General features: G+C 61.7%; 19 protein-coding genes, 1 tRNA gene and 1 other annotated feature. Of the genes, 7 read left to right on the top strand and 13 right to left on the bottom strand.

Annotated elements, in window-relative coordinates; translation table 11 throughout:
* A complete protein-coding gene (locus WDS16_RS04400) occupies window positions 1–393 on the top strand; it encodes a holo-ACP synthase (RefSeq protein ID WP_338890794.1) in 393 nt (130 codons plus the stop codon).
* Window positions 394–679: 286 nt separating this feature from the next.
* Window positions 680–3,649, top strand: coding sequence for a UPF0182 family protein (locus tag WDS16_RS04405; RefSeq protein ID WP_422395755.1), 2,970 nt, complete (start codon window positions 680–682; stop codon window positions 3,647–3,649).
* Between the two features lie 24 nt (window positions 3,650–3,673).
* Here WDS16_RS04405 and WDS16_RS04410 read toward each other — a convergent pair whose 3' ends face one another.
* Window positions 3,674–4,303 carry a TetR/AcrR family transcriptional regulator gene (locus WDS16_RS04410; protein ID WP_422395812.1) on the bottom strand — a complete coding sequence of 210 codons (630 nt, stop codon included), beginning with the start codon at window positions 4,301–4,303 and terminating at the stop codon, window positions 3,674–3,676.
* Window positions 4,304–4,653: 350 nt separating this feature from the next.
* Here WDS16_RS04410 and WDS16_RS04415 point away from each other — a divergent pair, with 350 nt between their 5' ends.
* Window positions 4,654–5,946: a hypothetical protein gene (locus WDS16_RS04415; RefSeq protein ID WP_338890798.1), complete on the top strand. Its 1,293-nt coding sequence runs from the start codon at window positions 4,654–4,656 to the stop codon at window positions 5,944–5,946.
* A gap of 69 nt (window positions 5,947–6,015) precedes the next feature.
* The gene (locus tag WDS16_RS04420) at window positions 6,016–7,362 is read left to right on the top strand and encodes a dipeptidase (RefSeq protein ID WP_338890800.1); all 1,347 of its coding nucleotides are present in this window, start codon (window positions 6,016–6,018) and stop codon (window positions 7,360–7,362) included.
* On the opposite strand, the gene bcp is transcribed toward WDS16_RS04420, so the two are convergent.
* The gene (gene bcp, locus WDS16_RS04425; RefSeq protein WP_338890801.1) at window positions 7,351–7,824 is read right to left on the bottom strand and encodes a thioredoxin-dependent thiol peroxidase; all 474 of its coding nucleotides are present in this window, start codon (window positions 7,822–7,824) and stop codon (window positions 7,351–7,353) included. The two genes, WDS16_RS04420 and bcp, sit on opposite strands and share 12 nt — an antisense overlap.
* Window positions 7,825–7,916: 92 nt before the next feature.
* On the opposite strand from bcp, the gene WDS16_RS04430 reads away from it, so the two are divergent.
* Together WDS16_RS04430 and WDS16_RS04435 are read left to right on the top strand one after the other, a co-directional pair.
* Complete coding sequence (locus WDS16_RS04430; RefSeq protein ID WP_068376457.1) at window positions 7,917–8,138, top strand: DUF3618 domain-containing protein; 222 nt, start codon at window positions 7,917–7,919, stop codon at window positions 8,136–8,138.
* Window positions 8,139–8,231: 93 nt separating this feature from the next.
* Window positions 8,232–8,305: transfer RNA gene (locus WDS16_RS04435), tRNA-Lys, on the top strand.
* A gap of 282 nt (window positions 8,306–8,587) precedes the next feature.
* On the opposite strand, the gene istB is transcribed toward WDS16_RS04435, so the two are convergent.
* The 10 genes from istB to WDS16_RS04485 form a co-directional block, all read right to left on the bottom strand.
* The gene (gene istB / locus WDS16_RS04440) at window positions 8,588–9,391 is read right to left on the bottom strand and encodes an IS21-like element helper ATPase IstB (protein ID WP_338887200.1); all 804 of its coding nucleotides are present in this window, start codon (window positions 9,389–9,391) and stop codon (window positions 8,588–8,590) included.
* A complete protein-coding gene (istA, locus tag WDS16_RS04445; protein WP_338887198.1) occupies window positions 9,388–11,019 on the bottom strand; it encodes an IS21 family transposase in 1,632 nt (543 codons plus the stop codon). The genes istB and istA overlap by 4 nt, the downstream gene beginning before the upstream one ends.
* Window positions 11,020–11,170: 151 nt before the next feature.
* Window positions 11,171–11,374 carry a hypothetical protein gene (locus tag WDS16_RS04450; protein WP_338890807.1) on the bottom strand — a complete coding sequence of 68 codons (204 nt, stop codon included), beginning with the start codon at window positions 11,372–11,374 and terminating at the stop codon, window positions 11,171–11,173.
* Window positions 11,282–11,410: a sequence feature (AL1L pseudoknot), on the bottom strand. (Overlaps the previous gene by 93 nt.)
* Window positions 11,371–11,697, bottom strand: coding sequence for a transposase (locus WDS16_RS04455; RefSeq protein WP_338890809.1), 327 nt, complete (start codon window positions 11,695–11,697; stop codon window positions 11,371–11,373). It overlaps the preceding feature by 40 nt. The genes WDS16_RS04450 and WDS16_RS04455 overlap by 4 nt, the downstream gene beginning before the upstream one ends.
* Window positions 11,698–12,151: 454 nt before the next feature.
* Window positions 12,152–13,407 (bottom strand): IS3 family transposase gene (locus WDS16_RS04460; protein ID WP_338887361.1). Its coding sequence is split into 2 segments (ribosomal slippage): window positions 12,152–13,134 and window positions 13,134–13,407, totalling 1,257 coding nucleotides; the frame shifts between segments, so codons are not numbered across the junction.
* 560 nt (window positions 13,408–13,967) lie between these two features.
* Complete coding sequence (locus WDS16_RS04465; RefSeq protein WP_338890811.1) at window positions 13,968–14,507, bottom strand: FUSC family protein; 540 nt, start codon at window positions 14,505–14,507, stop codon at window positions 13,968–13,970.
* Window positions 14,508–14,642: 135 nt separating this feature from the next.
* Window positions 14,643–15,848: a cupin domain-containing protein gene (locus WDS16_RS04470; RefSeq protein WP_338890812.1), complete on the bottom strand. Its 1,206-nt coding sequence runs from the start codon at window positions 15,846–15,848 to the stop codon at window positions 14,643–14,645.
* Between the two features lie 348 nt (window positions 15,849–16,196).
* Window positions 16,197–16,634 (bottom strand): lipocalin-like domain-containing protein, encoded by a 438-nt coding sequence (locus WDS16_RS04475; protein WP_338890814.1) that lies wholly within the window; start codon window positions 16,632–16,634, stop codon window positions 16,197–16,199.
* A gap of 42 nt (window positions 16,635–16,676) precedes the next feature.
* Window positions 16,677–17,672 (bottom strand): NAD(P)H-quinone oxidoreductase, encoded by a 996-nt coding sequence (locus WDS16_RS04480; protein ID WP_338890816.1) that lies wholly within the window; start codon window positions 17,670–17,672, stop codon window positions 16,677–16,679.
* Window positions 17,673–17,912: 240 nt separating this feature from the next.
* Window positions 17,913–18,473, bottom strand: a complete 561-nt coding sequence (locus WDS16_RS04485; RefSeq protein ID WP_338890818.1) for a hypothetical protein — start codon at window positions 18,471–18,473, stop codon at window positions 17,913–17,915.
* Here WDS16_RS04485 and WDS16_RS04490 point away from each other — a divergent pair.
* Complete coding sequence (locus WDS16_RS04490) at window positions 18,472–18,618, top strand: hypothetical protein (RefSeq protein ID WP_338890819.1); 147 nt, start codon at window positions 18,472–18,474, stop codon at window positions 18,616–18,618. The two genes, WDS16_RS04485 and WDS16_RS04490, sit on opposite strands and share 2 nt — an antisense overlap.
* 397 nt (window positions 18,619–19,015) lie before the next feature.
* Here the strand turns inward: WDS16_RS04490 and WDS16_RS04495 are convergent, their stop codons facing one another.
* A complete protein-coding gene (locus tag WDS16_RS04495; protein ID WP_338890821.1) occupies window positions 19,016–19,174 on the bottom strand; it encodes a zinc transporter permease in 159 nt (52 codons plus the stop codon).
* Window positions 19,175–19,177: the final 3 nt, after the last annotated feature.

The following is a 19,177-nucleotide window of genomic DNA, read 5'->3' on the forward strand; positions in this document are numbered from 1 at the left end:
ATGGCTATCTTGGGAGTAGGTTTCGACCTTGTGACCGTGTCCGACTTCGCCGAGCAGATGGAGAGGGCCGGCACGACGATGATCCGCGACAGCTTCACCGCGGGCGAGCGTCGGCATGCAGCGACGAAGAGTTCCGAGCCGGCCCGCCACTACGCAGCACGGTGGGCAGCGAAGGAAGCAGTGCTGAAGGCCTGGGCGACATCGCGATTCGCGAGGCCGCCGCAGATCGGTGACAACCCGTACCCGCTCATCGAGGTCGTCAACGACGCGTGGGGTCGGCCGTCGATCAAGCTGCACGGAATGGCTCTCGAATTCCTGCCGACGGTGAAGATCCACCTCTCGCTCACCCACGACGGCGACGTCGCCGCAGCGGTGGCAATCCTGGAGGAATGAGTTAAGTAGTACGCACAGACGCCGGTCCACCTTCGGGTGGGCCGGCGTCTGTGGTGTGTGGGCGGGGGGTGGGGTTTAGTGACCGAATGTCTCATTCGGTCACCTCCGGCGCAGCGAACGGCTCATTGGGTCACTCTGAGTGACTGAAACGGACATTCGGTCACTTTGAGTGACCGAATCGGCTGCAGAACGAGCGGCTTCGTGGTTGTGTCGAGGCATGTTCGATTAGTCCGGGTTATGTCAGTAGGCCCGACCGTCGACGCGAGAGGAAGGGCAGGTCACCATCATGGTTGCCACGCCTGCAGCAGCGCAGCCTCCTTCGCGGGGGAGGACCCCCGACCTGCGCCTATCCCTGGCCATGCGGCGTTTGGTTATCGGGGTGTCGCTGATGTTCGGTCTGCTCGTCTTCGGCCCGGTCTTGATCAATACCTACACTAGTTGGCTGTGGTTCGTCGAGACTGGTTTCGAGAACGTGTGGGCAACTGTGCTTCTTACCCGGTTCGCGCTCTTCGCAGCGGTTGCCCTGCTGATCGGAGGCGCGCTTGTCCTGGCGATGACGGTCGCTTTCCGGGCACGGCCGGTGATCGTTCCGTCCGCTCGGACACCCGACCCGTTGGAACCGTATCGAACGGCGATCATCCAGCGAAAAATCCTGATCGGGATCGGTCTACCGGTAACCTTTGCGGTGTTGTGCGGTTTGATCGGTCAAACCAATTGGGTCACGGTGCAGTTGTTCCTGCATGGAGAATCATTCGGGATTGCCGACCCGCAGTTCGGGCACGATGTGGGCTTCTACGCTTTCCAGCTGCCCTTCTATCGCTTCCTACTGAACTGGGCGTTCGTGGCCGTCGTGCTGGCTGCTCTGTCGAACTTCACGACGCATTACCTATTCGGAGGCATTCGATTCTCCGGAAAAAGTCGCACGATAACGGGTTCTGCACGTCGACAATTGATGATACTGGCGGGCATTCTCGTCCTTCTGAAAGTATTTGCCTACTGGCTGGATCGATACACCTTGGTGTCGAGCACTCGGAAGGAGCCGACCTTCAATGGGGCTGGCTACACCGACATTCACGCGGTTCTTCCCGCCAAATTGATATTGCTTGCCATCGGCGTGATCTGCGTCGGTGCATTCATAGCCTCGATTTTTCTCCGAGACCTCCGCATACCTGCCTTGGCGACTGCACTACTGGTTCTCTCCTCCATCCTGGTCGGTGGAATCTGGCCTGCATTGATGGAACAGTTTTCGGTGCGTCCGAACGCCGCTGATGTCGAGCGGCCGTATATCGAGCGCAATATCTCCGCGACGCGTGAAGCGTTCGGGATCGGTTCGGAGCGTGTCGACTACACGGATTACCCCGGAATAGGAACTCAGCCACCGCAGGAGGTTCCCGCTGATGTCACAACGATCGAGAACATCAGGTTGCTGGATCCGAATGTGCTGGCCCGCACATTCTCCCAGCAACAACAGCTCAAGAACTTCTACGGGTTCGCGCCGGAGTTGGACGTCGACCGGTACGTCGTGGACGGCGAGCTTCGCGACTATATCGTGGGTGCCCGCGAACTCTCGCCGGATAGTCTGACCGGAAACCAAACCGACTGGATCAACCGACACACCGTCTACACGCACGGAAACGGTTTCGTCGCAGCGCCTGCCAATAGGGTGAATGCCCCGGTTCGCGATTCTGCTCTGGACTCGACCAGCGCGGACAGTGGCTATCCGATCTATTCGGTCAGTGACTTGGCCTCCTCGGGGCGGGACCAACTCATACCTGTGGCCCAGCCGCGAACCTACTATGGCGAGGTGATCGGTGGTTCCAATCCTGATTACGCAATCGTAGGCCAGAACGATGATTCGGAACCACGGGAATACGACACGGACTTCACGAAGTACACGTACACCGGATCCGGAGGAGTGCCGATCGGTAATATGTTCACTCGCTTGGCATTTGCCGCGAAGTACACCGAGCGCAATATTCTCTTTTCCCGTGCAGTGGGGCCGGAATCGAAAATTCTCTACAACCGATCCCCACGCGAACGCGTCGAACTCGCCGCCCCTTGGCTGACAACCGACTCCAACCCCTATCCTGCGGTTGTCGGCGGACGAATCCTGTGGATCGTGGACGGGTACACAACGCTGACACACTATCCGTATGCGGCGAAGGCCACTCTCGACTCACCAGCTCCCGGTACGCCAGCGGCGCTCAGGAACGACATCGCGTACGCGCGAAATTCCGTGAAGGCGACGGTGGACGCTTACGACGGAACTGTGACGTTGTATCAATTCGACAACACGGATCCTGTGTTGAGGACGTGGATGAACGTATTTCCCGGCAGTGTCGAGGGGAAAGAGTCGATTTCAACGGAGTTGCGAGCGCACTTTCGGTATCCGACGGACTTGTTCAAGGCGCAGAGAGAGTTGCTCGCCAAATACCATGTGGATGACCCAAGGGAATTCTTCACCACCAATGCGTTCTGGTCGGTACCGAGCGATCCGACTGTCGATGAGGACGTCAGGCAAGATCCGTTCTACGTATTGGTCGGGGACAAGAGTTCGGCACGCCCCTCTTTCCGCCTGGCCAGCGCGATGGTCGGGTACAACCGAGAGTTTCTGTCCGCCTACATTTCCGTTCGGTCCGATCCTGACGATTACGGGAGGATAGAAGTGCTCCGCTTCCCGACCGATACGTTGACCCAGGGGCCACAACAGATCCAGAACTCGATGATTTCCGATACCCGGGTCGCATCCGAGAGGACATTGCTGGAGCGATCCAACAGAATTCAGTACGGAAATCTACTCACATTGCCGATAGGGAACGGCGGCGTGTTGTACGTGGAACCGCTCTACACCGAACGGATCTCATCCCTCCAGGACACCTCGACCTTTCCCCAGTTGTCGCGGGTGCTGGTCAGCTACCGAGATCCGTCGTCGGGAGGCGTCCGAGTCGGCTACGGCCCCACGTTGGCCGAGGCTCTCGCGCAGGTCTTCGATCCGGCCACCGGAGCTGTGGCAACGCAACCTGGTCGTGAAGTGCCGTCGGAAAGCCCTGGCTCAGGCCCAGTGGTGCCGGAAGCGGAGGGCAGCCCTGTTGTCGAGTCCGGCACCGAATCATCCGGTTTCGGTGCGGCGACCGAACTCAGACAGGCCCTGTTGGATCTGCGCGTCGCCCAACAGAGTGGCGACTTCAATGCCTATGGCGCTGCGCTGGAGAAGCTGCAGCAGGTGGTCGACGAGTACCTCGAATCGGGCGGCTGACATCTTTGGCAGGTGGCCGAGCGCCTATTCGACGACGGACGCGCCCGAGCGCCGCGACTGCTTCTCCGCGACCAGCAGGTACGCCGTCATGATCTGTTTGAGCTCGGCCACTGCATCCTCATGGCTCTGGCCGTCCTGCACCGAGAAGTTCAGCATCGAGTAGACGATGTGCACGAGGACCTGTGCCATCAGATTGCGCTTGGCGCGGGGAGTGCGCGGGGTCAGCGGGCCGAGCATCTTGGCTACCTGGTCGGCGAATTCGCGCTCGTGGATGACTCCAGTTGCGCGGGTCGACGGGGTGGACTGCATCGCGAGCCATACTTCGCGGCGCGAGGGGTCGGACATCCACATGCCGGCCATGTGGTCGACGAACTTGTTGAGGAAGCGCAGCCAGTCCAGCGACGGGATCTCACCGTTGAACTCGGCGAGCTCCTGCTGGACGCCGACGAGATCTTGGCGGTTGAGCTCGCAGACGATCACGTACTTGTTCGCAAAGAACTGGTAGAGGGTGCCGATCGGTAGCTCGGCGCGCGCAGCTACTTCCTCGCAGGTGAACGATTCGAATCCGACGTCGCTGAGGAGATCGCGCGACGAGGCGAGGAGCGCGTCGAACTTGCGCTGGCTCCGCTCCTGGGTGGGCCGACGACGGGGCATCAGCTCCTGAGTCTCTGCCGTCGATTCGAGAGCGGCATCGAGACGTCTCGCAGACTGGGCACTTGCAGAGGACTCCACGCACCCAGGCTAGCGGCCTGGAGCGGTCGAACTCCACTACGCGCGGTTACAGACATCCCGAGACACCGCGCGACGGTGTTTTTGCTGTCGACAACAACAACATCCCTTGTATCGACGTTGTGACAGGTACTAGGTTGTTTTCTAGTCAAGAAAACATTCGTTGGGTATGGTAAACGGCAGAAGTTACGTTTTCGTGCAGGGTGTGCCTCGCCGTATTCGTGTCGGACGCGCACATGTCGGGAGCCCTCACCCAACAGGCACAGGAGAGCTACGTGGCGACCATTGGTCTATCGATCGAGTCAGGCGCGATGAACGCTGTTCTCTTCGACCTCGAAGCGGATGCCGTCGTAGCAACCCAGGTGACATCGCTGGAGGGTGACGAGTCCTCATCGCTACGCACTGCGGTGGAGGCGATGACGGCAGTCGCAGCGCGTCGGAGCATGGTCGTGGACGCGGTCGGTCTCGTGTATCGCTCGGCCGATGAGCGTGATCGTCTTGTCGCGGCGATCGAGGCGAGCGCGCTCGACAACGTCCAATTGGTGTCCGCTTCGACTGCGATCCTCGGCTGGTTGGCGCGGTCTCCCGACTTCGAGTTCGCCGAGTGCGTCCTCCTCTACTACATCGGCCCGTCGGGCGTGGCGTTGTCCCTGGCCGACTCGGCGAACGCCAGCCTGTCGTCGCCGAAGACTGCGACGCTCGATTCGATGAGCCCCGAGCGCATCGGAAGCACAGTGCCGTTGGCGTGGGAGGTCCTCGACGAGGCAGGCCGAAAGCCGGACGCGGTTGCATTGTTCGGTGACCGGTCCGGCAGCCGGGATTTGATCGACATTCTTGCGCTGGGGCTCGGCGTCCCCGTGGTGCGCGTGAGCGACTCCGCCCAGATCGCAGCATGCGGAGCAGGTTTGGCTGCCGCGGGCGATCCCGAGATGCTCGCCGCACCGATCGCGGAGGGTGGCGCGGCAGCGTCGTCCGAACCGCCGCTCGCGGCTCGGGTTCCGTCGGTTCCGTCGATAGTGATGGCACCCGAGGAAATATCCGTGCGGCGCACGATTGCGCGGAAGAAGCTCGTCCTGACTGCCGCAGTCCTGGCTGGTGTGCTGTCCGGGGGCGTCGCATTGGCGTCGACGCTTCCACAAGGCACGACGGTGTCGAACGAGGCGAGTGAACCAGAGGCGGAAGCGACCGGCATCGACGCCAGTCTGGCGGGCGCCACGCAGAGTGTCGAGGTCACGCCGCCGGCGCCGCCGGTTGCCCCTGCTCCTCCAATGATCATCGATCCCGTCACCCAGCAGCCTGTCGTCGCCGAGGCACCTGCTGTGGAGTGGACGATCGATCCGACGACGGGAGTAGCGCGTCCCCGAGAGGGCTTCACGCCGATTCCGGCGGCTGCGATTCCACCTGCCGCCGCGGTGATTCCGCGCCAGACCGTCGTACCTCCGGTGTTCGCGGTACCGACCTACGAATCCGAACCGGGCAAGTCGGAGGAGCAACTCCAGCAAGAGGCATGGGACGAGCACTGGGCACACACGGCTGCGTGGTTGCAGCAGGAGATTGTCGGAAACTGATCTCCGGCGGTCCATACGCGCTCAGTGACAGAATGGCCGAAGAGTCGGTCGAGATGTCGAGGAGTGCTCATGTCGGATGTTCGAGCCCGGATCAGTGCTGACATGCCACGCGCGTGGCGTGAGCTGTCGGACCTGGTGAAGTTTCGATCCGTCGCCGACGAGCGTCAGTTTCCTCGAGAGGAATGCGTCGGCGCGGCCGAGTGGGTCCGGGATGCGTTCCTCGACGCTGGTATCGAGTCAGCCGAGTTGATCGAGACGGTGGACGGTTCGCTGGCAGTCGTCGGGCATAGGGCCGCACGGGCAGGTGCGCCTACCGTGTTGCTGTACTCCCACTACGACGTTCAGCCGCCTGGGGATCGCACACTCTGGGGGAGTGAGCCGTTCGAACTCGCCGAACGCGACGGGCGCTGGTACGGCCGAGGTGCCGCCGACTGCAAGGGCAACGTGATCATGCATCTGCTCGCGTTGCGTGCGCTCGGCGACGACGTCGGAGTCGGAATCACCGTCGTCTCCGAAGGTTCCGAGGAAATGGGGACCGGCGGTCTGGAGGACCTCGTCGAGAAGCGGCCTGAGCTGTTCGCGTCGGACATCATCGTTGTCGCCGACACCGGAAACGCGGCGGTCGGTCAACCGACGGTGACGACGACACTGCGCGGCATCGCCAACGTCGTCGTCCGGATCGACACGCTCGAGGGCGAGGTTCATTCGGGGATGTACGGGGGACCGGCCCCGGACGCGTTGGCCGCGTTGATACAGCTGCTGTCTACGTTGCGAGACGAGCACGGCGACACCGTCGTCGACGGCCTGACGTCCGACCAGGCCTGGGAGGGAATCGACTACGCGCCGGAGCGGTTCCGAGCCGATGCGGGAGTCCTCGACGGCGTCGAGCTCGCGGGTTCGTCCTCGGTGGCCGACGCGGTGTGGGCGCGGCCGGCGTTGACGGTGCTGGGGATCGACTGCCCGCCGGTCGTCGGTTCTGCCGCAGCGATTTCGCCGACGGCATCAGCCCGCCTGAACCTGCGGGTTCCGCCGGGAATCGATGCCCAGCAGGCGCAGGACGCGCTCACGGCGCACCTGGAGGCGCACGCGCCGTGGAACGCTCGCTTGACTGTCGAACCGGAAGCGGTGGGTTCGCCATTCCGAGCGCGTACCGACGGGCCCGGTTACGCGGCCCTGAGTGAGTCGCTGGCCGACGCATTCGGTGAACCGGTGGTCTCGGCTGGGCAGGGCGGCTCGATTCCGCTGTGCAACGTTCTTGCGCAGACGTTCCCGAAGGCCGAGATAATCCTGATGGGGGTGGAGGAGCCGCTGTGCCGGATCCATGCCCCGAACGAAAGCGTCGACCCCCGCGAGATCGAGAACCTCGCGGTGGCCGAAGCCTTGTTCTTGCAGAAGCTGGGGTCGTCAGACGGATAGATCGCGGCGGAGCTTTGCCACGTGGCCGGTCGCGCGAACGTTGTACTGCGCGACCTCGATCTTTCCGTCTTCGTCGACGAGGAAGGTCGAACGGATGACGCCTTCGTAGACCTTGCCGTAGTTCTTCTTCTCGCCGAACGCGCCCCACGCTTTCAGCGTCGTCTTGTCGACGTCGGACAGCAGCGGGAAGTTCAAGCCCTCGGCGTCGCGGAACTTAGCGAGCTTCGCGGGCTTGTCGGGGGAGATGCCGATGACCTCGAGGCCTTCGCCGTTGAGCTCGGCGAGGCTGTCGCGGAAGTCGCAGGCCTGTTTGGTGCAGCCCGGTGTGCTGGCTGCGGGGTAGAAGTAGACGATGACTTTCTTGCCCTTGTAGTCGGCGAGCGAGACATCGTTACCTTCTGCATCGGGCAGGGTGAACGCAGGAGCAGTGTCGCCGGCTTCGAGCCTGTTGTTGTCGGTCACCTGACGAGACTAACCGCGCGAGTCCATCGGCGACGGCGAGTGCTCTACGCTCGACGGTGACACACAAGCTTTTGCGACTAGTTGGAGGACACGTGGCCAGGGACACCGACAAGATCGAGCGCGAGATCGAGGCCGCTCGGAACCAGCTCGCCAGCACCCTGGATGAGCTCAGCGTTCGGGCAAGCCCCAAGCGGATCGCAGAGAACACCAAGCAGTCCGTCCTGGCCAAACTGAACGAACCGCCGGTGAAGTTCACACTCATCGGTGTCGGTGCAGTCGTCGCCGTCCTCGTCGTTCGGAAGATCTTCAGCTGACCTCATAGGGCCCCTGAGCTGCCGATTTCACATCTGGCGGCTTCTCCTGTTAATGTTTCTCCCGCACCGCAGAAGAACACGCGGTGCGGATCGGCGCCATTAGCTCAGTTGGTTAGAGCAGCTGACTCTTAATCAGCGGGTCCGGGGTTCGAATCCCTGATGGCGCACAACGAGTGCCCTTGAGCAGCATATTTGCTGGTCAAGGGCACTTTTTGTTGTCCGGATATGTCTGGGAATCCGCAAACTTCGCGAAAATGGACAACTCCGTGACCTGCGGGTTCTCGAGCGGCGGAGGGCGTTTCGGAGACTTGACTCTCAATCGCAAATACCGGGAGTCGAGTTTCGGCAGCCATGCCGGTGACCTGCGAGCTGTGTGCCGGATTCGCACTGTCGCTTGCCAGGTTGATGGGACCACCTGATTGCCAGAGGGTAGGGACCACCGTGGCGCGTTATTGAGGATGCGTGTTGTCGGTGTTTTCGTCAACTGTTCCGGGGCGGGTGCGTTGGCGGTAGGACGGTCCTTCGATGATGAGGGTGTGCGCAGCGGAGGTCAGTCGGTCGATGGCTGACTGGGCGAGGAGGGTGTCGGCGGTCATGGTCAGCCACTCTGATGGCTCGCGGTTCGAGGTGACGATCGTGGTTTTCTTCCGGTGGCGCTCGACGATCAGTTCGTAGAAGTCGCTGGTCTCGGTGGCGTCGAGTGGTCGCAGCGCGAAGTCGTCGATGATCAGGACTTCGATTGCGGTCAGTCGCCGGATTTCGGCGTCGACGGTGTTGTCGAGTCGCGCTGCTCGTAGCCTGGTGAACAGTTTGTCCGATCGAGCGAACAGCACACTGTGTCGTCTTCGGATTGCCATGTGTCCCAATGCTGTTGCCAGATGAGTTTTGCCGACCCCGACCGGCCCGAGGATGATCGCGGACTGGTGGGCATCGAGAAAGCGCAGTGACGTCAGATCGCCGAGCAGTGTCCGGTCGTACCGGAGATCGTCGAGTGCGTTCCAGGAATCGAAGGCCATCGCCGGATCGAGCCCCGCCTTGGTCGCCCGTAGCATCGCCGAACGGGAGTCGCGGCGATTCACTTCGTCGGCAAGGAGTACTTCGAGGAATCCGATGTGACTGAGCTTGTGTTGGCGGGCCAGAGCAGCGCGTTCGGGCAAGGTGTCGGCGAGCGCGCCGAGTTTGAGGGCTTTGAGTAGTCGGACGAGGTCGGTGCCGACCGGTTCGGTCGTGCCTGCGGTGCGAGTGGTGGTCATGGGCGTCCCTCCGAAGGTGCGGTGCTGCCGTCTACGACGGACAGTGAAGTGGTTGCAGTAGAACGAAATTCGGTTGGATCGCGGGAGAACCGCGTTGATGATTGTCCGACTGCTTTCGGTAGATCCGGCGTGGTGGATTCGGTGGCGCGCTCGAGCATCGAGGCGATCTTGGTGACGGAGACGACATCGAGATCGAGCGAAAGCGCGCAGGCCTGTTCCACCCGTTCGGCTCCGTAGCGGCGGACCAGTCCTTGAAGTCGGTAGACACTGCGGATCCTCGTCCACGGCAGTGGGTCATCGAGTATTCGTTCGGCGTAGATGCCGATGTTCGGCCCGTGTGAGGTGCATTTCGCGATGAGTGAGGCGACATCGCGCAAGGCGTAGTCGGTTTTGTGTTCGGGGAGATCGTCGCGGTCGGTACTGCGGCCACCTGGAGGCTGACGGGGGTGAATCTTGACCAGGGTGCCGCGGTGATAGAACTTCACCAGTTCGGTGTCCGCGCGCACCGACAAGGTCGATCCGATCCACTGCTGCGGCAGCGAATACAACGCGCGTGCGACTTCGGCGTGGAAATCGCGGTGGACCTTGACGTCCTTGAAGATCGGCACGTCGTAGACCGCCGGAACCGGCAGCAATACCGGCAGTTCAAAGTCCTCGAACACTTCCAGCGGCCGTGCACAGGTCGTGCCGTGAATGCGCATGCCCGCGGTGCTGGCGCACCAGCGGACCACCGCCTCCTGCGCTTGCGCGAGGCTGGTGAATCGTTCACCGGCCCAGAAGTTACCGCGCACGTATTGCACGGTGCGTTCGACCCTCGGTTTGTCCTTCGGCGACCGGACCCGCGCTGGATCGGTAATGAACCCGACATGATTGCTGTAGTCGAGCCAGCCATCGGTGAATCGCGGAGTGATCGGGTCCGCCTCGTTGACAACGGGTTTGAGGTTGTCCGGGATCAGGACCGCGAAGACTCCGCCGAAGAACTTCCACGCTGCTTCGCAGCCGGCGATCACCGCCACCAACGTCTGCGAGTACGTCAACCACACGAACATGTGCCGGCTGTAGACCGCGGTGAAAATCAGGGCGTGGACCTTGCGAGCGCGACCGTCCTCGGGGTCTGTGAGCATCCCCAGGTAGCCGAAGTCGACCTGGCATTCGATCCCCGGGTCACCGTCGACGACGCGGACCGTCAGGTTCTTGCGGCCGAAACCGCACCGCTCGGTGGCGAAGCGGTGCAACGTCCGATACGGCACCACGCAGCCCTTACGGGCAAGCAGCACTTCGATTTTGGTGATAGTGAGCGGCTTCTGTTCACCATCGCCTGCCACCCACTTGGTGATCTGCTCTTCATGGGGCACGAGCTGCTCCCATGCCGCGCCGTGACCGTGCGGTCGGTCGGGACGGACAGCATCGACGACCGCGGCGATGAGATCATCGTTCACCGCAGCGGCAGTGTCGGTTCTCTTGAGGCCACCTCCTTGGGCTGCCTCGACGTACCGACGGACGGTCTTACGGTCCACCCCGGCATGCTCGGCGATCTTGCGTGAACCGGGAGCCGGCAATGCTGGCGTCCCGAGCCACAACCGCAGTACTTCTCTGATTTCGTTCACACTGATCTCCCGAAAAGCCATGCTCACCGACCTCCGTGACGTGCTTGGTGCTGTCACAGACGATCGAACGAGCAAACGACGAGACCACCGGCAAGGCGCGCCGGTGGTCCCATAACTGGCAATCCAGGTGGTCCCATCACCCTGGCAAAATCAGGTCAAGCTGGTCCCATGCTCATGGCAGACGACAGTTCTCGTCATGGATCCGGCTGATTTCGACCTTCAGCTGTTCATCACGTACGGCTCGTTTCGATGCTGCACGACTGCGGGCCTCGTAGTAGGTGGACGGCGCGATCGGGCAGCCGTGCTCGGTGAGCACCCTGCAGATCGGCTCGACGCCGTACTCCTGTTTGTTGTTTTCGATGTAGTCGATGATCACTTGTTGTTGCGGTCGAGCTCCGCCGCAAAGAAAACCGACGCCGACTTCAGTATTTCGTTGGCGCGCTTGAGTTCTCGGTTCTCTGCACGGAGCTTCTTCATCTCCGCCGCCATCTCACTGGTCACGCCGGGGCGCTGGCCGGTATCGGTCTGAGCCTTCCGGATCCAGTTGTGCAAGGTCTGCGCGGTCCCGATGCCGAGCTTGCCCGCGACCGACTCGATCGCCGCCCACTCCGAGGTGTGTTCGTGCTGGATTTCGGCGACCATCCGCACCGCACGCTCACGCAACTCCGGCGGGTACCTCTTCTGCGATCCTGACGACATGACTCCATCCTTCCCAAAGAACGAAGTCTCCGGACACGCCGGGGTGATTCACACGTGCAGTGTCGCGCACCGTTGCGAAACGTTCATGCAAGAGCTCCCGAACGTGACCGTTCGCGATCTGCGCGAACGAGTTACGTGCATGCGAGTCGATGATGTGCACGATATGGGATTCATCCCTACTTCCCCCGCTTCTGATGCGCGGGTGTTGGTCGTAGAAGTGCTCTCGCTTGCCCCAAAGTGATCATGTCGCTTTGGAAACCAGGTCCCTGTTCATCAAATTGTCGACAAATTCGAGCTCGAGCCCTGGAAGTTCGTCGGCAGCGATGTAGTCAAAGCCGTCGTTTCTGATGCCCAGCGCTCTGAGGTGACTGTCAGTCACGCGGTCGGTGGGTGCGGCCGGCCCGTATCCCAAGGAAAGAAGACACGCTGAACCGTACCGGGTTTCTTGCCGCTTCTACGCTTGCAACATCTCCGGGGGGAGTGCCGATTCTTGACTGTAGTAGACCTCCTCGAATTCGTCTGGTGTGAGGTAATCGAGTGTGCTGTGCAGGCGTCGCTGGTTGAACCAGTCGACCCATCCCATCGTGGCGAACTCGACATCGTCGATCGTCTTCATCGGGCCGTTCAGGAACGGACTCCTCTTCGATACCGCCTCGGTCTTGAACAACCCAATTGTGCTCTCCGCCAACGCATTGTCGTAGGCATCACCGACACTGCCGATCGATGCCGCAATCCCCTCGAGCACAAGCGTTTCCGCGAACGCGATCGACGTGTATTGACTGCCGGCGTCGCTGTGATGGATGAGCCCTGAGCCGACGCGGTGACCACAGTGATCTCGTCGCCACAGTGCCATCTTCAGCGCCGTGGTGACCATATTGGTGTCTTTCACCGTCGAGGCGTGCCAACCCACGATAGCTCGGGAGAAGCAGTCGATGACGAACGCGACGTAGACGAACCCCGCCCATGTTCTGGTGTACGTGAAGTCGGTGACCCATTTCCGATTCGGGGCCTCGGAAGTGAAGTCACGGTCGAGTAGGTCAGGGGCCCGCGTGGCATTCTTGCCACCCTGGATCGTGGTGCGATGCCGTCTGCCTCGAACGACGCCGGACATGTCTTCGTCGCCCATCAGCCGGTCGACCGTGCAGGCAGCGGCGCTATGGCCCTTCCTGCGCAGGTGACGGTACATCTTGCGCCGACCGTACAGCTCTTCCGGTTCGCCGACCGTGTCGCGGAGAGCGTCGGTGAGGTAGGCGTCGGAGATCGTGCGGGCCGATGGTGGTGCGGTTTTCCAGTTGCGATACGTACGTGGGGCGACCTGCACTCCGTGCTCGGTGAGCACGCGGCAGATCGACTCGACCCGGTAGTTCTCTGCACGCATCTGATCGATGAACTGGACTATTTGCGGCGGCGAGGGTCGAGCTCCCTCGCGAAGAAAATCGATGCCGACTTCAGAATCTCGTTGGCTTCCTTGAGATCTCGGTTCTCACGTTCGAGTTCCTTGATACGTTGCTGCTCCTCCGTTGTTGCACCGCGAGCTTGGTCGGCATCGATCTGAGCCTGGCGTGTCCAGAGCCGGAGTGACTCCGCGCCGACACCCAATTTCGGTCCGATCGCCTTGCACGCGCCGTACACGGAGTTGTACTCGTGGAGGTGGTCTAGGACCATCTTCACCGCACGCTCACGTTGCTCGGCCGGGTAACGCTTCGACATATGCTTCATCCTTCACAAAGAACGAAGCGGCATCAAACCCGGTACGGTTCACGCAATGAGTGGTTGAGGATTGCCTCCTGCCGCGAACACACCAGGAGCGTGTGCCGCGAGCCATCGTCTGGCGATTTCGTGTTGGCGTTCACGAACGGTTTTTACGCGTCGGTAGGCCACCCAAGCGGGTGCCTGCGCGTGACGTCCGCGTCGCTACAGAAGCCCTCGCCACTTCGTTTCAAACAGAGCAGGCCTCTTTTGTAGGTCCGTTCTGATCAGAGTCCCGATCAACTGCGAGTCGTCGACCAATAACAGCATGTGCACATGGTCGTCGGAGAAGAGATGCTCCGCTCCTCCTGCCGTGATCGCAGCACTGACGAGCTTTGGGTGGTGAATCATGACCTCGCGCTACCGCGTTCCGTTCATGTCGTCAGCGTCCGCGCGGGTCTCGGAGCACCCCCGGCCACTCACCGCTGATAGTTCCTGTGCGGAAACGAATCGTACAGCTACTTCGTACGTGGTCGGCATGGGTGTCGGTGTGCACGTTCCGGTCTCGGAGGACTACGAGTTCAGTTCCTTCGCTGCGCACACACCCATCCCAGTCCCGCGGCTGCCGCCAGCCCTATCGCGATGCCCACCGCGGTGTCGAGCAGCCGCAGAAGAGGTTGAAGCCATCGCGTGTCTGGTTGTCCGAGGTCCGCAACGATCAGCACGACGGTAGACGTGATGGCTGTCAGCGCTGCGTCCTGCGGCTGACGGATCGCTACTGCGAGAAGGCTGCTCACTCCGATGACGACGCCGATCCCTAGCGCTGTGACGGGAAACAACAGCAAGTACACCAGGCACACAACCAGGCTCATTGCGGTCGCAGCGAGTCGTGTTTTGGCACCCTGCAGTCGATCGTTGAAGCTCATGTGAAAAACAAAGATCGTCGAGATGACCGCCCACATCGCTCCGATCTCGGCTGATTCGACGGACTCGGACAGTAGCGGCCCGATCACCTGCTTCATCAGCAGAAACACAGCGCCGGATGTGACGGCGAGGACGACCGCCGCCGCGGCTTCGGTGGGGTCGAATGCAGTACGCCCGAGCGGTGCTGCGCGTTTCATCGTGTGATCCATTCCTTGTTCTGTTCGTTCGAGTCGTCAGACCCCAGTCGAGGGGTCTGATCGTGTCGGCGAGGTTCTCGGGATTGGTGCCTGTGGTGACCTCCCGGTACGCGATCTTCGACGCCTACGAGGTGTTCATCGCAGTGGGGTAATTCCCTGTGTTACGCGCGGGAAAGTTGCGAGGGTGGCTTCGTCAATGTTGAGGTGTTGGGCAACCAGTGACGGTGGAATGTGGCTGAGCCAATTCGCAAGCGATACCTCTTCGTACCGATCAGTTTTGAACACCTCGAGAAACTGCAGCACGTCGTCACCGGTGTTCTCGACATAGTGTCCGTAGTTCTTTCGGACCACGCCGACGTCACCCGGACGGAAGTCAGTGGTGTTGGCGTGAGGTCCGTTGTTGAAGACGGTCATCCGGGCTGATCCTCTGAGGTAGTACTGCCATTCGTCGCCGTTGGGGTGCCAATGCAGCTCCCGCATGGAACCTGGCTCGATGGTCACCAATGCGGCGGCGACGGTGGTGGACATAGGGAAATTTGTGCTGTCGGCGATTTGGATGCTCCCGCCGCTGTTTTCGATCAGTGGCGTCGATCGCGAGAGACGGAAGATCACCGGCTCTTGTCCCCACTGGACTCCGGCGGCTGCTTGATCGTCAGCGAGCGGCCCTGGTTCTTCGCCTGGGAATATCCACAGGTTGTGCAGCGGGATATCTGTGAACACTTCCTGTGCGACGCCGAAGTTCTTGGCCAAGACCTCTGGAGGTGTGTGAGCGAACCAATCGGTCAATAACAAGGTGTTGCTCTCGGACTGATCACCGTTGTCGAACGCGAGCACGAACTCGGCTCCGTCTGGCCCCAGGCCTTGCAGCGAATGCGGGGTGCCGGCGGGGAAGAACCACAGGTCGCCTTCTTCGACGTCTTCGACGCTGGGGAGACCGTTGCGTCCGAGTGTGGTGACGCGGCACCTACCGCGGGTCATCACTGCCCATTCGGCGGTTTGATGCCAGTGCAGTTCTCGGATGCCCCCCGGTTCGAGGTACATGTTCACCCCTGCAATCTCGTCGGAGATCGCGAAATCCTGCTTGGTCAGCTCACGAGCCCAGCCGCCGGCCTGAATGCGGCGCGAAGAGATGTTGAACGAGGACCAAAAGAACGGTTGAGTACTGATATCTGTGGCGGGCGGGTCCATCTGGTTCGGAAACTGACTGTCGATGGCGGGGTTGCGTGGGCCGGTCATCTGCGTGCTGAGCGGATGTCCGGTGGTGTTGATCGCCCCTTCGGGAGGGAGGTCGGGATTGCCGAGCGAGGGCTGTTCGTGATGGGGTGTATTCGTCGATGACATGGCAATACTCCTTCAGGTTGTTTCGTCCGGGCTGGCGTCTCCGCTCTTCATCGGACCACCCCTGCGTCGGGTGGTCTTGATGCGAATGACTCGATGGAGGTCCGAGTTCTCAAATGAGGCGTTCGCCTGTACCGACGATCGCCGAGTCTCCGTAGACAGCTCTTAAGGCCCCGACGCCGCTGGTGTGCAACGTTCCGTCATGGCGGCAGGGACGTCACCGGACCACCGATCGATCTCGGGGGGCGGGCCCGTCGGTTCCGGCCGGTTTCGGTCCTGTAGAGCGGTCTAGTGACACTTGGCGCATCGTCGATCAGGGCAGAGTGCGCCGCGGCACGCCGGATACCCGATCTACGTTCGTGTCCAGCTCAATTCGGTGTGGAATGGTCGCCCGTCCGGTGCAGTCCGGGGTGATGCGGCGATGCGGAGGGTATCGCCGTCGATGCGTACGGTTCTCGCTTGTCCGGTGCCTTGCCATCCTGTGAACATGGAGACCTCGAGGTGGTGGATGACAGTGTCGGTGTTATCGACAATCGTGAACGGTCCTGCGTAGGCGATGAATTGGCGTGCCATACCGGCCAAGTCGGCGTCTGTTGAGCTTTGGGGTTCGGTTACTTCGTTGCCTGGCCGGTTCGTACTACCGAGGACGGCGGTGACTATTCCGTTGGGGCTGTAAGACAGGTAGCCTGCGGCGTCGGGTCCGAACTGGGGCCGGCGTTCTCCATCGGAATAGACCTCGATAGCGCTGACCAGTTTCCATGCACCGATCAATCGGTCCCTGTCGATCATTATGAGGTCCTCTCGGTGTGAGCATTTTTGGCGGGGTGGGCTTTACCGCGGCCGATGTGTGTCTCGTTCGAGGACGACCTTGCCTATGGTCCGGCCGGTTTCGAGGAGTTCATGTGCGCGGTTGGCTTGACTGAGGGGAAATATGCTGTCGATGGTGGGTCGTATCAGTCCGGTCTCGATCAGGGGCAGCACCTCCCGGGTGACGCCGGCAACGATGGCCTGCTTCTGCGCTGTGGGGCGCCCGCGCAGCATGGTCGCCGAAATACTGGCGCGTCGAGCCAGAAGTTCCCACAGATCGATGGTGGTCGGGTTCATCGAACCGCCGATCATGATTAGGTGACCATCCGGCGCCAGGCATTTGAGGTTTCGTTGTAGGTATTTCGCGCCTACGACGTCGAGGATTGCGTCGACCCCTCGCCCGTCTGTGGCGGCGAGGGTTCTCGAGACGAAGTCCTCGGTTCGGTAGTTGATCGCTTCGAGCACCCCGAGTTCACGAGCCGCATCTGTTTTTGCGGTGCTGCCGGCGGTGGTGATGACGTGCGCGCCGATCGCGCGCGCCCACTGTATGGCGAAAGATCCGATTCCACCGCCTGCGCCGTGAATCAGCACGGTCTCACCTGCGGTAAGTCCGGCGATCATCGCGAGGTTGGAATAGACCGTGCAGGCGACTTCCGGGAACGATGCGGCTTCGGCCATCGTCACGCCCCTGGGTTTCGGCATGACCTGCACTGCGGGTACTGCGACTTCTTCGGCGTAGCCGCCCCCGGTCAGCAGAGCGCAGACTTCGTCGCCGATTTTCCAATCGGTGACGTCACGGCCGATCGCGGAGATCGTTCCTGCGCACTCGAGTCCGAGACCGCGCGGTGCACCAGGCGGAACCGGGTAGAGGCCACGTCGTTCGAGCAGGTCGGCATTATTGACACCCGCGGCTTGCACCTGGATGAGAACTTCGTCGGGACCGGGGGTGATGCGGTCTACCGGGACGAACCGAAGGACGTGTGGGGCACCTGGGCGGTCGAACAGAACAGCTGAAGTCATCGGATTCTCCTAGTGGTGGTCCCGGGCGGAAGGAGCTGTGTGGTCACGCTCCTTCCACCCGGTGGTTTCAGTGTTCGTCGTAGTGGTCTCCGTGCGAGGCGGGCCGGCAGGAGCGGTGGATGTAGTCCACGTGATCGCTGTGGGGGACGGCGTCGTGTCCACAACCTGGACCGTGGGCGTGTTCTGCGGCGGTGTGATGCGCCGGGCACGTGGGTGGGGTGCCCATCTCCGGCGGCGCAGTCAGGCGGCGGCTTCGGCGGCGCGGGCCTTGGCGAAGTTGGCGATGCTCTGGGCGTAGTGCGGGGTCTCGAGCTCGCAATGCTGCCCGGAGGCCTGCTGCCGAGCCGCGGCCGCTTCCTCGAAACTCTGACCGCCGGCGGTGATGAACTCGAGAAATTCCTCGGTCGGGTGCGAGGTGACGGTGTTGATGTAGCGCAGGTTGTCGCCGTCGAGCTGTTCGATGCCCAGCTCCCAGATGACCTGGGTGGTGGTCCAACCGGCAGGGGAGAGGACATCGGAGATCGAGACCATCTTGCAGTAGTGCTTGCTTGCCTCCTCGAAGCGGTACTGCTGAATGACCAGGCCGGTGCCGATCATTTCGACGTTGATCGACATCGGGGTTCCGTCGTCGTCGACGGTGTAACCGGCCGCCTTGTGATCGCCGGGTGCGCAACGCTGGTATTCGTGGGTCGGCAGCGTCTTGAGCCACTGTTCGATGTCGATGTAGTCGAACGGTGCGGTCACATCAGCGGTGACCACTGCGTGCGAGAGCTGCAGATCGGGTCGAGGAGTTGCACTCATGGGAATGTCCTTTGCTCTGCCGACCGGATCTTCCGATCGGAATCTGTTCGACGAGAACAAGTTTCACGTACCACCCGTATGCCTGTCATTGACGGTTCCGGCACTTCCTCTCTACCTGCCAGCCGGTATCGGCGGCTTGTCGTAGGGAGTATTTGGACGGCTCGGCGATCAACGAACGCTACGGTTGAACTCGTAAAGATCTGTCCGACATCGTGTTGCGATGCGTTTCAGCTCACTGTGGGGGGTGCCTGCGGGTGTATACGGATCGGCTCTGATGCGCTGAGGGCGACTGGTTGTATGACTTGGGGGGACTCTCGGGGCAGCTTGAAGAGAGGCCGGTTCTGCTGCCGTGCCGTCTTGGCGAGGCGCATCACTGCAGCGGTCGCGGCGTTCGTCGACCGCGGCGGCGTTTGCCGGACTGCCGCGCATTCTGCGCCGGTGTTCCACTCTGCGCCAGATGTGTACGGCGCACTGGATCCGCTGTCGGAACGCTTGTGACCGAGAGGTCAGGTGGCCGGTTATCGGCCGGCCACCTGACGTTCTCAGTGTTCGTCGTAGTGGTCTCCGTGCGGGGCGTGCCGGCAAGAGCCGTGGATGTAGTCCACGTGATCGCCGTGGGGGACGGCGTCGTGTCCACAACCTGGACCGTGGGCGTGCTCTGCGGCGGTGTGATGGGGTGCACACGTGTTGTTCGTGGTCATCGC

It is taken from the genome of Rhodococcus sovatensis (assembly GCF_037327425.1).
GTDB classification, from domain to species: Bacteria; Actinomycetota; Actinomycetes; order Mycobacteriales; family Mycobacteriaceae; genus Rhodococcoides; species Rhodococcoides sovatense.